Raw genomic sequence first — 17,818 nt, 5'->3', positions numbered from 1 at the left:
CGCCAGCTCGCCGCCGGACTTCTCGGCGCCGACGCGGCGCGGTCTCAGCGAACGAGTGTCTTTGGTCCCCGACCCGTGCCGCCTGCGGCGGGCCGGGGGTCATGGCTGCTTGTGACGTGACGAGTGGCCGGCCCCGGAGTCGGAGCCGCCGCGCTTTCCTTGGCCGGGCGCGCGGCGGCCCCTGGGGCACACCTCCCACTGGAAGAGGTAGACCCGTGAAGTCGATTGTTGCAGGTCAACACGCCTTGGGCGCCGAGGAGTTCGCGGAGCTGGCGTTGGGCGTGGACGAGGAGCTTTTCGCTGGCGTGCCCGGCGAGTCCGTGGTCGAGCGCCGGGCCCGGTTGGACGTGGCGTACGAGGTGCTGGCTGACCTGCGCCGGGAGGACCCGGAGCTGGCCGCCTTCGCCGAGCAGCAGATGAAGATGGCGCCGGTACCGCTGCGATTCCGGGCGGCGCTCCGCCGCACCGCCGACGTCGAGCTGGTGGCCGCGTGAGCGGGCTGGGCGAGTACCGCGCCGAGCGGCGGGCCGACCGCCAGGCCGACCGCGCCGACGCCCGAGCGGACCGTCGGGACGAGCGCGAGCAGAACCGGCTGGACGCCGAGGCGGCCCGTCAGCGGCGAGACGCTGACCAGCGCGCCGCCGAGGACGCCCGGGACCGGCGCCGGGCGGCGCGGGCCGCACGTCTCGGCCGGGTGACCGGGTGGGTGTCGGCCAACCCGGCGAGGGCGTTCGTCCGGCTCGTGCAGGCCTGCTCGATCGTGCCGGCTTTGGTGTCCCAGGTCGCTGCGCTCGACGGCGCCAAGGTGTACCTGCTGCTCGCGGTACTTCTGGCCGCGATGCTGGAGGGCGGCGCGTGGGCGCTGGTCGCCATGGGCGCCCAGGCCGAAGGTGAGCGCTCCACCCGCACCTACCGGCTCGGCGCGTGGGCGGCCGGCATCGTCGCCGGGGGCATCAACTTCGCCCACGGCTGGCAGCAGTACCCCGCGCACCACTGGGTCGCGTTCGTGCTGGCTCTGTCCAGCATCGGCGCCGTCTGGCTGACCGACCTCCAGACCCACGGCGGCCGCGGCCCGACCACCGCCGAGAAGAAGCAGGCGAAGGACCGGGCCGAGCACACCCGGCGCCGCTCCGAGCACCACCCGGAAGTCCGGGAGGTCGCCGACCGTTTGCTGTCCGCGGCCCCGTTCGGCGCGCTGCCGGCCGACGAGGCGTGGCGCATCGCCTGGGAGTACGTCCACGGCGTCACCGTCCCGGGCCTGACCGCCGACCTGCTGGCCCGGCGGCTCAATGCCCGCGCCCGGGTGGCAGAGCTGAGCGCACTCCCGGCGCCGGCCGACCTGTGGCCGGGCATGCCCGACGACCCGTTCCCCGCCCTCACCCTCCCGCTGCCCACGGGGCCGTCCGACGGCGTCTACCTTGACACCGTTCCCGGCGGACTGCGGAACGCTTCCCCGGCCGCGACCGAAAGCCTCGAAGTCCTTTACGGAACTGGGTCGTGCGCATCCACACCTGATAGCCGAGAGCTCGGGTTCGAGCCCTCGAAGGGGCAGGACGGGAACGCTTCCGCGATCGCCGGGGAACGCCCGCTCAACCCGGCCGACATCGCCCGGGTCCGCATCCTGGCCGATGACCTCGCCGCCCGCGGCGACGAGCTCAGCACCAAGAAGGTCCGCGACACGCTCGGCTGCCGGAACGACTACGCCGTGCGCCTGCGCCGCCACGTCGGCACCGCGCGCAACCGCCAGGCCGACCAGACGGGCGGTATCCGGTGAACAGCATCCGCAACGTGCCCGGTCTGGGCATCGCTCGCCTCGACCACCGCGGCCTCGCCTACCGCCTCGCCGAGCCGCTGACGATCGATGAGGTCGCCGGCCTGCCCCGCGAGGCCTGGTGCCACCGCCTGACGGTCACCGACGCCTCTGCCGACGGCCGCTGCGCCGCCGAGTTCCACGCGATCTGCGAGCTGGACGGCGAGCCGTTCGTGCTCGTGGGCCGGATCGGGGAGGGCGCCTGATGCTCGGCTTCGGCAAGAAGCAGCCCGCCCAGCCCCAGTCCCGCCAGCAGCGCAGGGCGAAGGCCGTCCGCAAGGCGGACCGGGCCGGGCACGCCGCGATCGATGCGCTCCCCACCAGCCGCTCCATCACGAACTGGCGGCACACCCCGGCCCCCTCGCGGCGCTCCTCCTGATCCTCTCCGGGCCCGGCCTCTGCGGCCGGGCCCCTACCTGGAGAACTGACCATGGACTGGCTCCTAAGCCTGCTCTACCCGATCCTCGCGGTCGGCGCCGGCGTCGCCGTGTGGCTTCTCCGTCGGGAGGAGAACCGATGACCATCCCCCCGCCGCCGACCTTCCCGCCCACCATCGGCGTGCCCGACGCCGAGCCCGAGCCCCTCGACCCCCGCAAGACCGAGCCGACCGACACCGACGACGACGTCGAGGACCAGGCCGTCGAGGACGACGACCAGGACCAGGCCGACGCCGACGCCGACGCCGACGCCGACGCCGACCAGGAACGGTACGACCTGCGAACCGTGGCCGAGAGTCTGCGCCTGCTGATCAGCCAGACGCCCGAGGAACAGGCTGAACGCGCCCGCAGGGAGCGCGAGGAGAAGTTCCGGGAGCAGAGGGAAACCCCCGACGAGCGCGAGGACCGCCACCGCGCCGAGCAGCTCGTCCAGAAGCGCCGGGCCTCCGTGCTGTGGCGACAGCCCCAATCCGAGCGAGCCCGCCGGTTCCGCCGCTGGTGCATCCTCACCACCACCTCCGCCGTACTCGGCTACCAGATGGGCGTCGTTCAGCTGGCCGCCCACATGCCCCTGACCGTCGCCGCGCTCGCCGCGGCCAGCGCCTGGCTCATCGACCTGCGCATGCGCGGGTGGGGCCACGTCCGGGTCTCCGAGGTCCGCGGCTTCCCCGGCCTCACCATCTTGATCCTCGTGCGGGTGCCGTTCGCCTCCGCCTTGGTCGGCGCCCTCGGCCTGGCCCCCTTGATCACCCTCCTCTCCACCAGCCACCACTGACCACAGGAGATCGACACCATGGACACCCAGTTGCTCGGCTCGTTCGGCTCCGGCGGCCTCTGCCTGGCCATCGCCGTGTGGATCATCCTCGGCAGCCGCAAGGCCGAGAAGCAGGGCAAGCTCGCCAAGAAGCACAAGGACGAGCACACGGCCTGGCTCATGATCGTCTTCGGCATCTTCGCGGCGGGCGCCGGGCAGGCGTTCAGCGCACCGGGCACGGTCGGCGACGCCCTGACCCACGCCTTCACCTCGCAGAGCCAGGTGTTCGGCAACGTCGGCGCCGGGGCGGTCGCCGCGATCCTGACCTTCGCCCTGTTCGGCACCAAGCCCGGCCCGTGGAAGGACAGCGTCCTCGGCGCCACCGTGCCGTCCGTCTACGCCGCCGCCGGCGGGATCTGGGCCCTGCCGCTCACCGTGATCGGCTCGGTCCTCAAGGGCTTGGTCGGTGCGTGATGAAGCTGCACCGCTACCTCGAAGGCGTGTCGGTCACCGCGTTCGGCCTGGGCAACAGACTGATCATCCGGGCCGTCCGGCCCCACGCCGAGAAGGTCTCGGTCACCCGCCAGCAGGTCGGGGGAGCACTGGCCCTCGGCCTCTTCTTCTCCCCCGTCCTGGCTCGGCCCGTCGCCCGGTACGCGCCGCCCGCCGTCACCGTCTTCCTCGTCCTATGGATGGTCGTGGCGGTCGTGGCCGGCAACACCAGAGCCGCCGCCGAACTGGCAAAGGCCGACCAGGCCGCGAAGGAGAAGGCTGCCAAGGCCAAGGCCGGGGACCATGGAGAGGCCTCCACCAAGGCCGAACCGGACGACTCCGCCGACCAGGACGACGAGCTCCAGGACGCCCCCGCCGACGCCGACCTGTACGCCCTGGTGCGGTACGTCGCCGCGATGTCCGACCAGGGCACCGCCGCCCACCTCTCCCACCTCTTGGAGGAGGGCCAGGCGAGGGGCCTCTTCGGCGGCTGGAAGATCCCCGACCTGAGGGCCCACCTGGAGGGCCTGGAGGTGGCCCTGGTCGAGGGCAAGAAGCTCACCTTCAACGGGCGCCAGCGCAACCGCCTCGCGGTGCTACTGGATGCCCTCCCCGAGGCCGCTCCGGGCACCGTCCCGGCGGTCGTCCGGAAGGCCGCCTGACCCCTCTCCCCCCGCTCCCTCCTGACACCCCTCTTGGGCCGCAGTAGGGCGGTAGGAACCGCAGGTCAGCGCACGCCTACCACCCTCCCGACCGGCCCCCTACCTACCGCCCTACCTCCTCCGATCGCCCCCCGACAGCCCGGCAACGCGGCTCCACGACGGCCGTCCCGCAGGGCTTCCCTGTGAAAGGGCATCACGATGTTTGACGACTACGACGAGTTCGACGCCGCCGACTGGGCGCCGGGCGAATGCGACCACTGCACCGGCGGCGAGCCCGTCGAAACCCCGCTCGGACTCATCTACTGCGCGTGCCAGATCGGCCAGGGCGCCGCCCCCGAGAACTGCCTCTGCAGCCCCGAGAGCGACTGACCGGTCGGCACGGTGCGGGCGGTAGGAACCGCAGGTCAACGCGCACCTACCGCCCTTCGTGATCCACCAGCCTGCCCGACCGGCCGTGCCGCCCAGAGCACCGCCGCACCCAGCGGCGTCCCTGGGCGGTTCGGGGGCCGGACAGACCGGACCCGCCGTTCCTGAAGGGAACCCCGTGTCCTACCTCACCCCGCACCACCCGTACTTCGAGGCCGTCCTCGCCGCACTCGGCGACAACGCCGCCCCGGACGAGTCGTTCAACGAGTACTGCGCCGACGACGGCGAGGTCATGCTGACGGAGATCTTCATCCGCCTCGACACCGCCCGCGCCCGCGCCGCCGGCTACCCGCACGGCCTCGGCCTGCTGTGGAACCAGACCATCGGTTGGCTCTGGGCCCGCGGCACCAACGACGACCGCCTCGCCAACCCGCAGCCGTTGGCCTTCGGTCTGGTCGTCACCCCCACCAGCGTCGCCGCTGCGGTCGACGCGCTGCTGACCGGACGCACGAACGACCTGCCCGCGCAGGGCGACGAGGCCGCTCCGGGGTACAAGCCCCTCCCGGAGATCCTGGTTCGGGCCGTCGCCGCCGGCGACCTCGACCACGACACCGCCTGCCGACTCGCCTCATTCGCCTGATCTGGGCTGTCCGCCGTACGGCAGTTCCCCTCAGCGACCACCCGTCGGGTGGTCGCTGAGGGGAGGCCATGCTCCGCCTGACGCACGAAACCCCGTACCAGCCGCCGACCTTGGCAGAGAGACGGCTGGTACGGGGCCTTCCAGCCCCCTTACAGAGACCAGGACTCCAGCATGCCCGGAAACACCACCTCGCCGCAGCCTCGCTGCGAGGCCGCCCACCTCGGCGACGCCAGCCCCTGCGAGGGCCCGCGCGACGCCGTGACCGTACTCGACCGCCAGGGCGACGCCGCCAAGGCGTGCGTGCACCACGGCTCTCGCCTGTACGCCAGCCTCATCGACCCCCGAGTCCGCCCCTGCAGCGTCCCCGGCGCGGCCATCGAGGTTTACAAGCGCGCCCAGACCACCTCCGCGTTCGCCTGGCTCGACCACCACCAGGTCCCCACGGAGGACGAGCGGTGACCGAGTACGCCCCGAACGTGATCCCGTTCCGGCCCGAGCCTGCCGAGGTGAAGGCCGCCGAGCAGGCCGTCATCGGCGCCGCCCTGCTCGACCCCGCCCAGATCCCGGCCCTCGCTGCCCAGCTCGGCGACCCGAGCGCGTTCTACCGCCCCGCGCACGAGACGATCTGGCGCACCATCACCCGCATGGCCGGAGGCGAACGGCCGGTCGACCCCGTGCTGCTGGCCGGTGTCCTGCGTGCCCAGGGCGACCTGGTCCGCGTCGGCGGGCCGAGCTACCTGCACACCTGCATCGAGGCCACCCCTACCGCCGCCAACGGCGACTACTACGCCGAGATCGTGCGCGTGGCCGCCGAACGGCGCCGCATCAACACCGCCACCAGCCGCCTCGCGCACATGGCCGGCGACGACCAAGCCGACCTCGACGCCGTCCGCACCGCCGCGCTCGCCGCCCTCGCGGACCTCGCCTCCGGCGAGACCTGGCTCGACCCCGTGCCGCTCGGCTCCCACGGCGCCCTGCCCACCTTCCCCGTCCGCGCCCTGCCGGGGTGGGTCGGCGCCTACGTCGAGGCCGTCGCCGAGTTCACCCAGACCCCGCCCGACATGGCCGCCACCATGGCCCTCGCCGCGCTGTCGACCGCCGCCGGCGGCCGGGTGAACGTGGAGATCCGGCCCGGCTGGCGCGAGCAGTCCAACCTCTACCTGGTCTGCGCGATGCCTCCGGCCAGCCGCAAGTCCGACGTCTTCGCCTTCATGACCGGCGCGGTCTACCGGGTCGAGGACGAGCTCCGCGCCGAGGCCAAGAGCCGGATCATCGAGGCGGAGACCGCCAAGGAGACCGCGCTGGCCGAGGTCGAAGCGCTCATGGCCAAGGCCCGCAAGAACCCCGACCTCGACCGGGCCCACCTGGTGGCCGAGATCTCCGGTGCCCGGATGCTGGCCGACGAGATCGTCGTCCCGCCGAGCCCGCGGCTGACCCTCTCCGGGGACATCACCCCGGAGACCGTCACCCACCAACTCGGCGTCCACCGCTGCCTGGCCGCGCTCTCACCCGAGGGCGACCTGTTCGACAGCATCGTGGGGCGCTACAGCAGCAAGCCCAACCTCGGCGTCTTCCTCCAGGCCCACAAGGGCGAGCGGCTCCAGGCCGACCGGATCACCCGCGAGCAGCCGACCGTCGACAAGCCCGCGCTCACCATCGGCGTCACCCCGCAGCCCGCCGTCCTCCAGGAGCTCGGCGCCGCTCCCGGTGCCCGCGACCGCGGCCTGCTCGCCCGCTTCCTGTACTCGCTCCCGCCCTCCAACCTCGGCTACCGCAAGATCCGCACCACCCCCATCCCCGAGCCGGTCGCCATCACCTACGACGGTCGGCTGTCTGCGCTCCTGCGGGCCCTCACCGCCCTGGAGGAGCCGGTCACCGTGCGGATGACCGAGGCCGCCGACCTCGCGGTCGAGAAGCTCCAGGAGAAGTTCGAGGTCCAGCTCCGCCCGGACGAGCCGCTCGCCCACATCAAGGACTGGGCCGGCAAGCTCGTCGGCCACATCGCCCGCATCGCGGTCCTCCTCCACCTCGCCGACCACGTCGCCGGCGACTGGCGCGCGCCCGTCGAGGCCGCCATCGTCGAGCGGGCCGCCGAGATCGCCGAGTACTACACCGCCCACACCCTCGCGGTCTTCGACCTCATCGCCGCCGACCCGGCCACCGAGGACGCCCACGCCCTCCTCCAGTGGCTCCAGCGGCCGAAGAAGGACGGCACCCACCGCACCCACATCAAGGCCCACGACGCCGTCGCGTCGTCCCGGCGGTTCAAGAAGGTCGCCGACGTCGAGCCCGCACTCGCGCTCCTCGAACAGCACGGCTGGCTCCGCACGGATCAGTCCCCTGCCAGCGGCCAGCGCGGCCGGCCTCAGGCCGTCACCTACCGTGTCCACCCGATCCTGAGCGCCCCCGCGGACACGAACCCGATCACGTAACCGTCAGGAACGTCAGGACAAAGCCCTGACCTGGTGAAATGCCGCCGGACGAGCAGTCAGGGCCCGTCAGGTCTGTCAGGGATAGCCGAGATCTCCTGACAGACCTGACAACCTCTGACTCCCGACCAGGGGCCGTACCGGCAGGTCAGCGCGTTCCCCTGACATCCCTGACGCCTTCCGCCCTCCGCCGCCGCCCGCGAGAGGGCACGTAACCCTCCGCACCCACCGCAGGAGACTTCGCCATGCCCAAGCGCGAACTGCTCAAGCTCGCCGCCGTACTCACCGAACTCGGTATGTCCCGTGCCGCCTTCTACCGGATGCGAGCCCGAGGCAAGGCGCCGCGCCTCATCAAGCTCCCCAACGGCCAGGTCCGGGTCGACCGGGCCGACCTGGACGCGTGGCTCGACGGCTGCGAGGTCGCCGCCTGATGCCCACCTCGTACAAGGTCAAGTTCTGGGACCACCGCCACCGCCCGGACCGGCGGGCACCCTGGATGGTCCGATGGACCGTTGCCGGGCGGGAGTTCTCCGAGTCCTTCCTCACCAAGACCGCTGCGGACGGCCGGAAGTCCGAGCTGATCTCCGCCCTCCGCGACGGGCAGCCTTTCGATGTCGACCGGGGTCTCCCGCTCTCCGAGCTCCGCAAGGAGAAGCAGATCAGCTGGTACGAGCTCGGCCGGAAGTACGTCGAGGCCCGCTGGGAGGGGGCGCCGGCCAAGACCCGTACGACGTGGGCCGATGCCCTCGCCACGGTCACCTTCGAGCTGGTGAAGTCGAAGGCCGGCATGCCGGACAAGCGGGTCGTCCGCCGGGCGCTCTACAGCTGGGCCTTCAACGTGAACGCGTGGGAGGAGGAGCCGCCGGCCGACTGGGCCAAGGCCTTGGCCTGGGTGCAGAAGCAGTCCGTCTCGGTCTCCGCCTTCGAGGAGCCGCCGATGGTGCGCCGTCTGCTGAACGCCCTCGCGGTGAAGCTGGACGGCAAGAAGGCCGCTCCCTCGGTGATCCTGCGCAAGCGCCGCATCCTCGGCCACCTCTTCGGCTACGCCGTGGAGGAGGGCTACCTGACTGCCAACCCCCTCCCGACCGTCCAGTGGCAGCCGCCGGAAGCCGAGGAGGAGGTCGACCCGGGTGTGGTGGTCAACGAGGACCAGGCCGCGGCGCTCATCGAGGCGGCCGGGCGCCAGGGGAAGCGCGGCGCCCACCTCCGGGCCTTCTTCGCCTGCCTCTACTACGGCTGGCTGCGGCCGGCCGAGGCCGTGTACCTCACGCTCCCGCTCTGCCATCTCCCGGTCGAGGGGTGGGGCTACGTCGTCCTGGACGAGACCCGGCCGCGGGTCGGCTCGTCCTGGACGGACGACGGGACGTCGCACGACAAGCGCGGGCTGAAGCACCGGGCCGAGAAGGCCACCCGCCGCGTCCCGATCCCGCCCGAGCTGGTGGCGATCCTGCGGGAGCACGTCGCAGCCTTCGGCGCCGCGCCCGATGGGCGGCTGTTCCGGACGTCCCGGGGCGGGATGGTGCAGGAGAGCGGCTACGGGGTGGTCTGGCAGCGGGCCCGCGCCGAGGTGCTCTCGCCGGCCGACTGCGCCACGAAGCTCGGCAAGCGGCCGTACGACCTCCGACACGCGGGGATCTCGCTCGGACTGAACTCCGGGGTCGACCCGACGGAGGTCGCCCGGCGGGCGGGGCACAGCGTCGCCGTCATGCTCCGGGTCTACGCGAAGTGCCTGCACGGCACCGTCGAGTACGCGAACGAGCTGATCTCGAAGCGGCTCAACCGGAACCGGCCGACGCCGCCGGCCCCGGATCCTGGTCCGTAGCTGGTCCGGATGCGCTGGTCAGGACTGAGATTCGAGCGAAACGAGGTGAGACAAACCACGCAAAACGACCATCCGGCGTGACCGGCGTTCGAACGCAACGAAACAGGCCCTGATCTGCGTTTCCGCAGATCAGGGCCTGTTTTCTATCCGGTGGCTGGTGCAGGGTTCGAACCTGCGTAGCTTGCGCGACAGATTTACAGTCTGCTCCCTTTGGCCGCTCGGGCAACCAGCCAGGATTGGTGTCTCCCGGGGTCTTGCCCCGTTCGACTCCGTAAACGATACCCGATGCCAGGGGGTGCTTCGCCACTCGATTGGTCACGCGATGATCAAGGCGTTCGGCGTGGCTGTCGGGGGCGGCGGCGGGGCACCGCTGGATAGGCTGGGGCGGCGGGCGCCCGATGGGGCGTGCCGTGCCAGTGAAGCCAGAGCATCAAGGAGACCAACACCCATGGCCGACTCCAGTTTCGACATCGTCTCGAAGGTCGAGTGGCAGGAGGTCGACAACGCGATCAACCAGACCTCCCGTGAGATCGCCACCCGCTTCGACTTCAAGAACGTCGGCGCCGAGATCAGCCGCTCCGGCGAGAAGATCGAGATGAAGGCCAACGGCGAGGAGCGCGTCCGGGCCATCCTCGACGTGCTGCAGACGAAGTTCGTCAAGCGCGGGCTGTCGCTCAAGGCCCTGGACGCCGCCGAGCCGCAGCTGTCCGGCAAGGAGTACAAGATCTTCGCGAACGTGAAGGAGGGCATCACCACCGACGATGCCAAGAAGGTCGCGAAGATCATCCGTGACGAGGGCCCCAAGGGCGTCAAGGCCCAGGTCCAGGGCGACGAACTGCGCGTCAGCTCCAAGAGCCGCGACGACCTCCAGGCCGTCCAGGCCCTCCTCAAGGGCAAGGACCTCGACTTCGCGCTCCAGTTCGTGAACTACCGCTAGTCAGCCGCGCTGACCTGCGGAAACGCTGGTTCTTCGGCCCGGAAGGGCACATCGAGGGCACTCCGGCGGAGAGGGACTCCACCGCTGCCCTCGTTGTGCCCTTGCCGAATCCACTGAGCTCGGCCCGACTCATCGCGCGCCGGCTCGATCGTCAACGTTTCGATCGACTCCAGCCCACGACCCCGGGAGCCCGCTCCGCACCTTGCCGGTCTCAGCTACCGGATGGATGGGTCGTGTCCCTTGACGTGGTGTAGCGCTCGTATGCCAACGGTCACGTGGTGGGCGGAAGTTCATCGTGGGTGGGGTAGATCTGCTCCATGCTGCCCTCGGGCAGGTAGCGGCGCGGGAAGGCGATCCACTCGTCGTGCATCTCGAAGAGCACGGCGGTGACCAGCCGCAGCAGCGCGTCGTCGTTGGGGAAGACCTGGACGACGTCGGTCCGGCGCTTGATCTCGCGGTTGATCCGCTCCAGCGGGTTGGTGGACTGGATCTTCTTCCAATGTCGTTCCGGGAAGGACGCGAAAGCGGTCAGGTCGTCCTTGGCGTCCAGCAGCATCGCCTTGACCTTGGGGAACTGCGTGCCGAGCATGTCGGCCACGCTGTCGAGCTGGGCCCGGACCGCGGATTCGGCGGGCTGGGCGAAGATCGTGCGGATGGTCGCGGCGACCATCTCGCCGGCCTCCTTCGGGATGACCGCGAAGGCGTTGCGCAGGAAGTGAACGCGACAGCGCTGGTAGCCGGCGCCGAGCATGACCTTGCGGATCGCCTTGACCAGGCCCGTGTGGTGGTCGGCGATGACCAGGCGGACCCCGGAAAGACCGCGCTCGCGCAGGGAGCGCAGGAACGCGGCCCAGAACACCTCGGTCTCGCTGTCTCCGACCATCAGCCCCAGCACTTCGCGGCCGCCGTCCTCGGTGATCCCGGTGGCGACGACCACGGCCCGGGAGGCGATCTGGTGGTTGACCCGGGCCTTGCAGTAGGTCGCGTCCAGGTAGACGTAGGGGAAGCGGGTGTGGCCCAGGGGCCGGTTCCGGAAGGCGGTGAGCTGGTGGTCCAGATCCTGGCAGATGCGGGAGACCTCGCTCTTGGAGATGCCGGTGTCCGCGCCGAGGGCCTTGACCAGGTCGTCGACCGAGCGGGTGGACACGCCCAGCACGTACGCCTCCATGATGACCGCGTAGAGCGCCTGGTCGATGCGGCGCCGGCGCTCGAGCAGGCTGGGGAAGAAGCTGCCGGTGCGGACCTTGGGGATGGCCAGCTCCAGACCGCCGGCCTGTGTGGTGAGGGTCTTGTCCCGGTGACCGTTGCGCCAGGCGGTACGGGCCTCGGTGTGTTCGCCCGGCTCGGCACCGATCCGGGCGGTGGCCTCGGCCTCGATGAGTTCCTGCAGGATCCGCTGGGCGAGAGTTCTGATCAACTCGATTCCGTCCGCCGTACGCAGTGACTCCATGAGGCGGAGTAGGTCAGACTGGGACAAGGCCATCGCGCACCTCTCACTTCAACGAGCATGCCTACTCGGAGAGTTGCGCGATGGCTGCTTCATGACCAGGGGTTGCACCAAGATCCCTGCTACACCACTCCAGGGGACGCCACCGATGGATGACGATCACCGCCCCCCAGTTTCGTGGACGTCGGCCCGGGCGCCGACGAATATTCGCGCTGCGGGAGACCTCGTCTGGCTGACCGTGTCTGCCCGTCGAGATGGCTAGGCTGATGCCGCATCCAGGGGAGGACGGGGCAAGTGGCCGAGGTTGTCTTTGTACACGGTGTCAGTAAGCAGTACCTCAGCGAGGACTCGCTGGCCCGGGATGTGGTGCCGGAGTTGCTGGGAGGCGTGCGGCTGGCCGGCGGTCCGGTGCCTGCCAATGACGACGTAGGCGTCGCCTTCTACGGCGACGTGTTCCGCCTCAGCGGTACCCGCAGCAGCCACTACCCCCACTACGAGGCCGCCGACGTCGAGAGCGAGGAGGAGTTCGCGCTCCTCATGACCTGGTGGGCGGAAGCAGCCCGCACCGACCCCGGAGTACCCAGCCCCGACGAGGCGGGTGGGCGCGGTGCTGCCGGGTGGGCGGCCACACGGGCGTTGCGCCTGCGGGCGGTTCGGGCGGCACTTAATGCCCTCACAGGAGCGCGGTACCTGCGGGGCGTCCTCGATCAGGCACTCATCGGCGATCTGAAGCAGCTGACTGGCTACTTCACCGATCTGTCGGTGCGGAGCACCGCGCGGGAGCGGTTGGCCGCTCGAATCACACCGCAAACCCGCGTAGTCGTCGCACACTCGCTCGGCTCGGTCGTCGCATACGAGACTCTCTGCGACGAGCGGTTCAACGCTGGCTGGGACGTCCACGCCCTAGTCACGCTCGGCTCGCCGCTGGGCATGGGCTCGCTCGTCCTCGATCGGCTGCAGCCCGCAGCCAAGGACCGGCGGGCGCAGTGGCCCGTGCCGCTCCGCTCCTGGACCAACATCGCGGACGCCACGGACATCGTCGCCGCTGTCCGCGAGCTCCGCCCGCACTTCGGCCCCCGCGTCACCGATCTGACGGTACACAACGGCGTTCACATGCACGACGCCACGCGTTACCTCACCGCCGTAGAGACGGGTCGGGCCATCGCCGCGGGACTCGTCGGGCCAGATGGGGACGCCCGATACGGGAACGGCCGATGCGCTACCTGATCGCCGCCGGCACCCGCCACTACCCTCGGCACCCGGGCCTCGCAGAACTGCCACACGCGAACGAGGACGTCGACCGGATCGTGCGCTTCCTCACCTCGGCGGAGATGGGTTACAGCCGGGTACTGGAGGCGCGCTCCGAGGACCCCACCGCAGCGGACTTCGAGGACGCGCTCTCCTCGTGGTGCCTTGAGGCAGAGCTCACCGCCGATGATGTGATCACCGTCTACTACGCCGGGCACGGCGACGAGCCGACGCCGGGGGGCCGGTACCGTCTGGCCTGCACCGACAGCCGGGATGGGCACGCCCGCTCGTGGCTGTCGTTGGACAACCTCACCGAGGCCTTGACGGCATCGCCAGTGCGCAATGTCCTCTTCATCATCGACGCGTGCCACGCCGAGGTGGGCGCCGCCGAGATCGGGACCGTCGCCAACGGCATCGTCGCAGCCCGGCCGCGTTCCGACGCCTATGGCTCCGGCATGTGGGTGCTGGCCTCCGCTCGGCACCGCGACGTCGCGATGGACGGCGCGTTCGTCACCCGTCTGGTGGCCGCCTGCAAGCGGGGTGACGGTCCGTCCCAGCGTTTCCTCTCGCCCGCCACAATCGCCGACCGCGTCAACCGCGCCTTCGTGGAGGACGGGCACCGACAGCGCGCCGCGTGCTCCTCGACGGACCAGGCCGAACAACCGCCGTTCTTCGCCAACCCCGGATTCGACCCGAGCGCAGAGGTCCTGCCGGACGGACCGCCGTCCCACGAGGCGTCCGATCTCAGCTCGCATTTCGAGCCCCGAGGACGGGGCGTGGAGCAGGTCTACGACTCAGGCTCCTACTTCACCGGTCGGGGCCGCGCCCTCACCGCCCTGCGCAGCCACCTAGCCGGCACGGGCGCTCAAGGCGTCTTGGCCGTCACCGCGGCCCCTGGTTCCGGGAAGTCGGCGGTGCTGGGGCGGGTGGTCCTGGACGGACACTCGGATGTGTCGATCAACGCCCGCCACCAAGTGCTGGATGACCTGGTCGGCCGCCTGGCCGCAGCCTCCGACCTGCGCGCCTCTGACCCGACTGCACTACTTAAAGCGCTGGCCGACCGCGGTAGACCGCTCCGGATCGTGATCGACTCCCTCGACGAAGCCGGCCCGGCCGACGACAAGAGAGAGGCCCGGCACATCGCCTGGCAGCTGCTACGCCCTCTGGCCGCGGTTCCCTGCGTTCGGCTGGTAGTAGGCACCCGGCGGGAACTGCTCCCGTACATCGGCGACCAGGTGCCGGTGGTTGACCTGGACAGCCCGGAGTACGCAGCCGACACCAGCACGGTGGAGTACGTGGAGCGCATCCTGGCCGACCAGGGATCCCCATACCAGGGAAATTCGGGCAGCGCCCGGGCGATCGCCGAGGAGGTCGCCCACCGGGCTGGCCACTGCTTCCTGGTGGCCCGCATGGCAGCGAGCGCGCTGCTCCGCGCCGAGCCGATGGACACCAGCGTGCCGGGCTGGGCGGAGTCCCTCCCCTCTGACGTAGGCGGTGCGTTCGAGGAGTACCTGCGGCGACTGCCGAGCGATCGGCGCGAGGGATCCACCTGGCTGCTGACCGCTCTGGCGTTCGGCGAAGGGCACGGACTGCCGCGCAAGGTCTGGCTCCCGGCAGCCCGGCAACTGTCCGGACTGCCGTTGCGGGAGGCGGACATCGACACGCTGCTGGAGGAGAACGGCTCTTACCTCTCGATCGTCGAGATCGCCGGCACCAAGCATTTTCGACTCTACCACCAGGAGTTGACGGACCACCTGAGACAGCGCTTGCTACGGCACTGGGACCTGCGGGACGTCGCCGAGCGCTTCGTCGAAACCTTGCTAGATATGACGCTAAATCATGCCTGGTCCCGCGCCGACCCTTACGTTCGCAGTCAGCTGGCCACGCACGCGGCAGCAGCAGGCGTGATCGAACGCTTCGTCGCGGACCCATCGTTCATCCTGGCCGCCGAGCCAGCAGGGTTGCTGCGGGCGGTGCGCCATATGAGGAGCAATCCGGAGCTGGCCCTGGTCGTGGAGCGCTTCGTGGATATCAAGGACGGCGCAACGTCCCAACAGACGGACCAAGCCGCGCGATTGGCGTTCGTCGCGGAGTCGCACGGAAGTCCCGAGCTTGCTCGGCGAGCGGAAGACCTGTCTAGCTCCGTACGGCGCGTGCGGATCGAGTCCCGCCCGGTGACACCGCACCGCATCGTCGGCCGGCACGAGGATGTGTCGTACTCCACCACGTCGTTCAACAATAGTTGGCTGGTCCAGGATGCCAAGCTGCCGAGTGGTGACAGAGTGGTACTGGCTTTCCGTCGAAACCAACCCATGGGTAGGTCGGTCCGTACCTCGGTCGTCCATTTGTGGGCCCTCGACGACCCGGCTAACTCAACGGTCCTTCCCCATTCAGCCACTGTGGTCGATGTGGCCCTTCTACAGACCAACCAGGGGAGGCCCCTGGCTGTGACGCTTGACGATGCGGGGGATCTTCGCGTCTGGGACTTGGCGGACCACACACTCGTCCGGCATCTGCCACGTACGAGATACCAGGCGATTCTCGATACGGGAAAGCTGACGGATGGCACCCCAGTGGTGGTGTGCAGAGACGAACGGCGGGTCGTTGTCCACGATCCGCTGGCGGTACCGGTGTTCGAGGTGGAATGTGTCGCGTCGACGAATCTTGCCGTCGAGCGCGGGGTAACCGCCCGGCTGGTCCACCTCGGCCTCGGCGAACCAGCTTTGATTGTGTGCGACGGAGTCCGAGGAACGATCACCCGCTGGACGCTAGATGGCACGTGCTCCGCGCTCATGGAGGGGTTGGACAAGCCAATGCTGCTCGGCGAAATGCTCCAGAGGGAAGGCACCGCAACTGTCGTGGTCTGGGAGGGCGACTACTCGCGCGAGCAGCCCCGGCGGCTGTTCCTGCTCGACTGCGGCTCTGGGAAGGCCACCGTCTCACAACATGATCCTCACGACTGGCCCCGAGGTGGGTTCGTATCGCTGGGCGGGTCGGACAGCCTCTACGTCACGGCCGCCCGTTGGGGGGCCATCCAGATCCAGTCGACAATCACAGGACGTTCGGACACCGTCAAGCCGACGGGTAGTACAGAGTTCTTCGTACCATTCTCGACTTCGTTGCGCGGACGTGTCTTCGCTGTCGTCGGTGAGCTCGTCGGAGGAATCCAGATTCTGGACTGCGGCACTGGCGCGCCCGTCAGTGCCCCGATGGTCGGGCATGAGGGGGCAGTAAGTACCGTCCACCTTCTGGGCTCCGCCGATTCGGAGGGCGCGGATGTCCTCACCGTGGGCAATGACGGGACGGCTCGGCTATGGCACTGGACATACACCGAGGACATCTGGCGTTCGGATCAGGAATCGTCGGAGAGCGAGGAGTACTCCACATTCGCCAGGGCTCATACGCAGGCGATCTACGGGTGGAGAGAGCGTCCGCACGTCGTAGTCGCCAGTTCCTGGGGTGGCCTCCGCCTCCTGGACACCACCACGCTGGACCGCACTGGAAGCGAACACGGGAAGCTGACCGCGCGTGAACTGCCAGGCGTCCACCATACGCTGGAGAGTTGGGCGGAGGATTCCGATGGCACGGTGAACCTTCTGATCAAATCCGAGGAGATCGTCGACACCGCCACGGAGTCACTGACAAGAGCGAATTTCATTTGGCACCGGATCACGACCTCCGAGACAGTGGACCGTGCGGAGCTGAGCGGCCTCACCATGGTTCCTTGGGGAGTGGACTGCCACCTGCTGCCGGCTTCGGCCCTCCATCCGCATGCTCGCGTTGTCGGTTACTGCCCACTGAGCGGCAGGCTTCATGCGGTCGCGTCGTTCAATGCCCAGACCGAGACCACGCAGAGCTGGTGGTCGGTCGACCCAGATGAGGACATGGTCTACTCCACTGCCTTCACGGCGAGCACCGGGCATGCAGTCCTTCTGGTTGGGGTGCGCCAGGCAGCTGTCCGTGGGGACTTTACGATCTCCAAGCACTTCGCTACTCATGACTTGCCGGGCAAAGACGGCCCTAGCCAGGGCTTCCTTTGGGACGCCACCACGGGGCAGCCCCTGCTACACACCCCCCTTGAGCTCCCCGCGCAACTCACGGCTCTGGCACCCCATCACGCCGCAGAGGGAACCCGTTATGTTGCCATGGCCTGCCGCGACGGAAAGGCATCGGTGCTCGACTTGGATACAGGGCGGACGCGCGTGATCCACCTGCCCTCCTCGGATCGCGGCGAGCAAAGACTGAACCCGTTTCGGGACCTCGCCGATGGCCACAGCCACTTCCTACGATGGGCCGATACCCCCAGAGGCGGCCCTGTCCTTCTCTACATGGACGCTGCCGAGACTGATGACTCCACCGTCCTTCCAGTGACCGTCTGGGACTCCGCAACCCCCGACGCCCACCACCGTACCCTTGCGGTCCGGGCTCGCCGCCTACTCTGGACCGGGTCATCGCCCAACGGGGAAGCCATCGTTGCCGTCAGCGACGAGCATGGGGTCACCCTCTGCCACCTTCCCAGTGGGGAGCAGGTGTGGGCCACACCTGCTCCCGCGTTCGTGACTTCTCTGACCGCGCTGCCCGGTAGCCCAACCCTGGATCTCGCCGTGGGAACCCAGCAGGGTGTGGTACTACTGCGGCCTCGACTGTCCGCCCTCTGGGAGCGGCGGCTGGGGGTACGCTCAGGCGGCACAGCTGGGTGATCTGCGCCGCCCAGCATCTCCTCGGCCGAAACTGACGGGTGGCCGGTCCCAGCTGCTCAGGCGTCGGACCTGCA

The 17,818-nt window shown here is 69.7% G+C and carries 17 protein-coding genes and 1 tRNA gene; 16 read left to right on the top strand and 2 right to left on the bottom strand.

The window, feature by feature from the left end:
- The first annotated feature begins 215 nt into the window (after positions 1-215).
- The 13 genes from AB0O00_RS02055 (at position 216) to AB0O00_RS01995 (ending at position 9,412) form a co-directional block, all read left to right on the top strand.
- Positions 216-494: a hypothetical protein gene (locus AB0O00_RS02055; protein WP_363648112.1), complete on the top strand. Its 279-nt coding sequence runs from the start codon at positions 216-218 to the stop codon at positions 492-494.
- Positions 491-1,774 carry a hypothetical protein gene (locus AB0O00_RS02050; RefSeq protein ID WP_363648110.1) on the top strand — a complete coding sequence of 428 codons (1,284 nt, stop codon included), beginning with the start codon at positions 491-493 and terminating at the stop codon, positions 1,772-1,774. Before AB0O00_RS02055 ends, AB0O00_RS02050 begins: the two co-directional genes overlap by 4 nt.
- The gene (locus AB0O00_RS02045; RefSeq protein WP_363648108.1) at positions 1,771-2,016 is read left to right on the top strand and encodes a hypothetical protein; all 246 of its coding nucleotides are present in this window, start codon (positions 1,771-1,773) and stop codon (positions 2,014-2,016) included. Before AB0O00_RS02050 ends, AB0O00_RS02045 begins: the two co-directional genes overlap by 4 nt.
- Positions 2,016-2,189, top strand: coding sequence for a hypothetical protein (locus tag AB0O00_RS02040; protein ID WP_363648106.1), 174 nt, complete (start codon positions 2,016-2,018; stop codon positions 2,187-2,189). The genes AB0O00_RS02045 and AB0O00_RS02040 overlap by 1 nt, the downstream gene beginning before the upstream one ends.
- Before the next feature lie 137 nt (positions 2,190-2,326).
- The gene (locus AB0O00_RS02035; protein ID WP_363648104.1) at positions 2,327-3,022 is read left to right on the top strand and encodes a hypothetical protein; all 696 of its coding nucleotides are present in this window, start codon (positions 2,327-2,329) and stop codon (positions 3,020-3,022) included.
- A gap of 18 nt (positions 3,023-3,040) precedes the next feature.
- Positions 3,041-3,475, top strand: coding sequence for a hypothetical protein (locus AB0O00_RS02030; RefSeq protein ID WP_363648102.1), 435 nt, complete (start codon positions 3,041-3,043; stop codon positions 3,473-3,475).
- On the top strand, positions 3,472-4,155 hold the full coding sequence (locus AB0O00_RS02025) for a hypothetical protein (protein WP_363648100.1): 684 nt from the start codon (positions 3,472-3,474) through the stop codon (positions 4,153-4,155). The genes AB0O00_RS02030 and AB0O00_RS02025 overlap by 4 nt, the downstream gene beginning before the upstream one ends.
- 198 nt (positions 4,156-4,353) lie before the next feature.
- Entirely contained in the window at positions 4,354-4,524 is a 171-nt protein-coding gene (locus AB0O00_RS02020; protein ID WP_363648098.1) for a hypothetical protein, read from the top strand.
- Positions 4,525-4,699: 175 nt separating this feature from the next.
- Positions 4,700-5,161 (top strand): hypothetical protein, encoded by a 462-nt coding sequence (locus AB0O00_RS02015; protein ID WP_363648096.1) that lies wholly within the window; start codon positions 4,700-4,702, stop codon positions 5,159-5,161.
- Between the two features lie 171 nt (positions 5,162-5,332).
- On the top strand, positions 5,333-5,620 hold the full coding sequence (locus AB0O00_RS02010; RefSeq protein WP_363648094.1) for a hypothetical protein: 288 nt from the start codon (positions 5,333-5,335) through the stop codon (positions 5,618-5,620).
- Positions 5,617-7,593 carry a DUF3987 domain-containing protein gene (locus AB0O00_RS02005; RefSeq protein ID WP_363648092.1) on the top strand — a complete coding sequence of 659 codons (1,977 nt, stop codon included), beginning with the start codon at positions 5,617-5,619 and terminating at the stop codon, positions 7,591-7,593. The genes AB0O00_RS02010 and AB0O00_RS02005 overlap by 4 nt, the downstream gene beginning before the upstream one ends.
- Before the next feature lie 242 nt (positions 7,594-7,835).
- Positions 7,836-8,021 (top strand): helix-turn-helix domain-containing protein, encoded by a 186-nt coding sequence (locus AB0O00_RS02000; RefSeq protein ID WP_363648090.1) that lies wholly within the window; start codon positions 7,836-7,838, stop codon positions 8,019-8,021.
- On the top strand, positions 8,021-9,412 hold the full coding sequence (locus AB0O00_RS01995; protein WP_363648088.1) for a site-specific integrase: 1,392 nt from the start codon (positions 8,021-8,023) through the stop codon (positions 9,410-9,412). Before AB0O00_RS02000 ends, AB0O00_RS01995 begins: the two co-directional genes overlap by 1 nt.
- Positions 9,413-9,563: 151 nt before the next feature.
- Here the strand turns inward: AB0O00_RS01995 and AB0O00_RS01990 are convergent.
- Positions 9,564-9,644 (bottom strand) — tRNA-Tyr (locus AB0O00_RS01990).
- A gap of 216 nt (positions 9,645-9,860) precedes the next feature.
- Here AB0O00_RS01990 and AB0O00_RS01985 point away from each other — a divergent pair.
- A complete protein-coding gene (locus AB0O00_RS01985; protein WP_329930374.1) occupies positions 9,861-10,349 on the top strand; it encodes a YajQ family cyclic di-GMP-binding protein in 489 nt (162 codons plus the stop codon).
- A gap of 271 nt (positions 10,350-10,620) precedes the next feature.
- On the opposite strand, the gene AB0O00_RS01980 is transcribed toward AB0O00_RS01985, so the two are convergent.
- Positions 10,621-11,832, bottom strand: a complete 1,212-nt coding sequence (locus AB0O00_RS01980) for an IS256 family transposase (protein WP_363648086.1) — start codon at positions 11,830-11,832, stop codon at positions 10,621-10,623.
- Between the two features lie 258 nt (positions 11,833-12,090).
- Between AB0O00_RS01980 and AB0O00_RS01975 the strand changes: the two genes are divergently transcribed.
- Complete coding sequence (locus AB0O00_RS01975; protein ID WP_363648084.1) at positions 12,091-13,023, top strand: antibiotic ABC transporter ATP-binding protein; 933 nt, start codon at positions 12,091-12,093, stop codon at positions 13,021-13,023.
- Complete coding sequence (locus AB0O00_RS01970) at positions 13,011-17,744, top strand: caspase family protein (RefSeq protein WP_363648082.1); 4,734 nt, start codon at positions 13,011-13,013, stop codon at positions 17,742-17,744. Before AB0O00_RS01975 ends, AB0O00_RS01970 begins: the two co-directional genes overlap by 13 nt.
- Positions 17,745-17,818: the final 74 nt, after the last annotated feature.

Origin of the sequence: Kitasatospora sp. NPDC093558 (assembly GCF_040683475.1) — a bacterium.
Classification (GTDB): domain Bacteria; phylum Actinomycetota; class Actinomycetes; order Streptomycetales; family Streptomycetaceae; genus Kitasatospora.
Note: the sequence above shows the minus strand (reverse complement) of the source record. Positions and strands in the feature narration are given on the sequence as shown.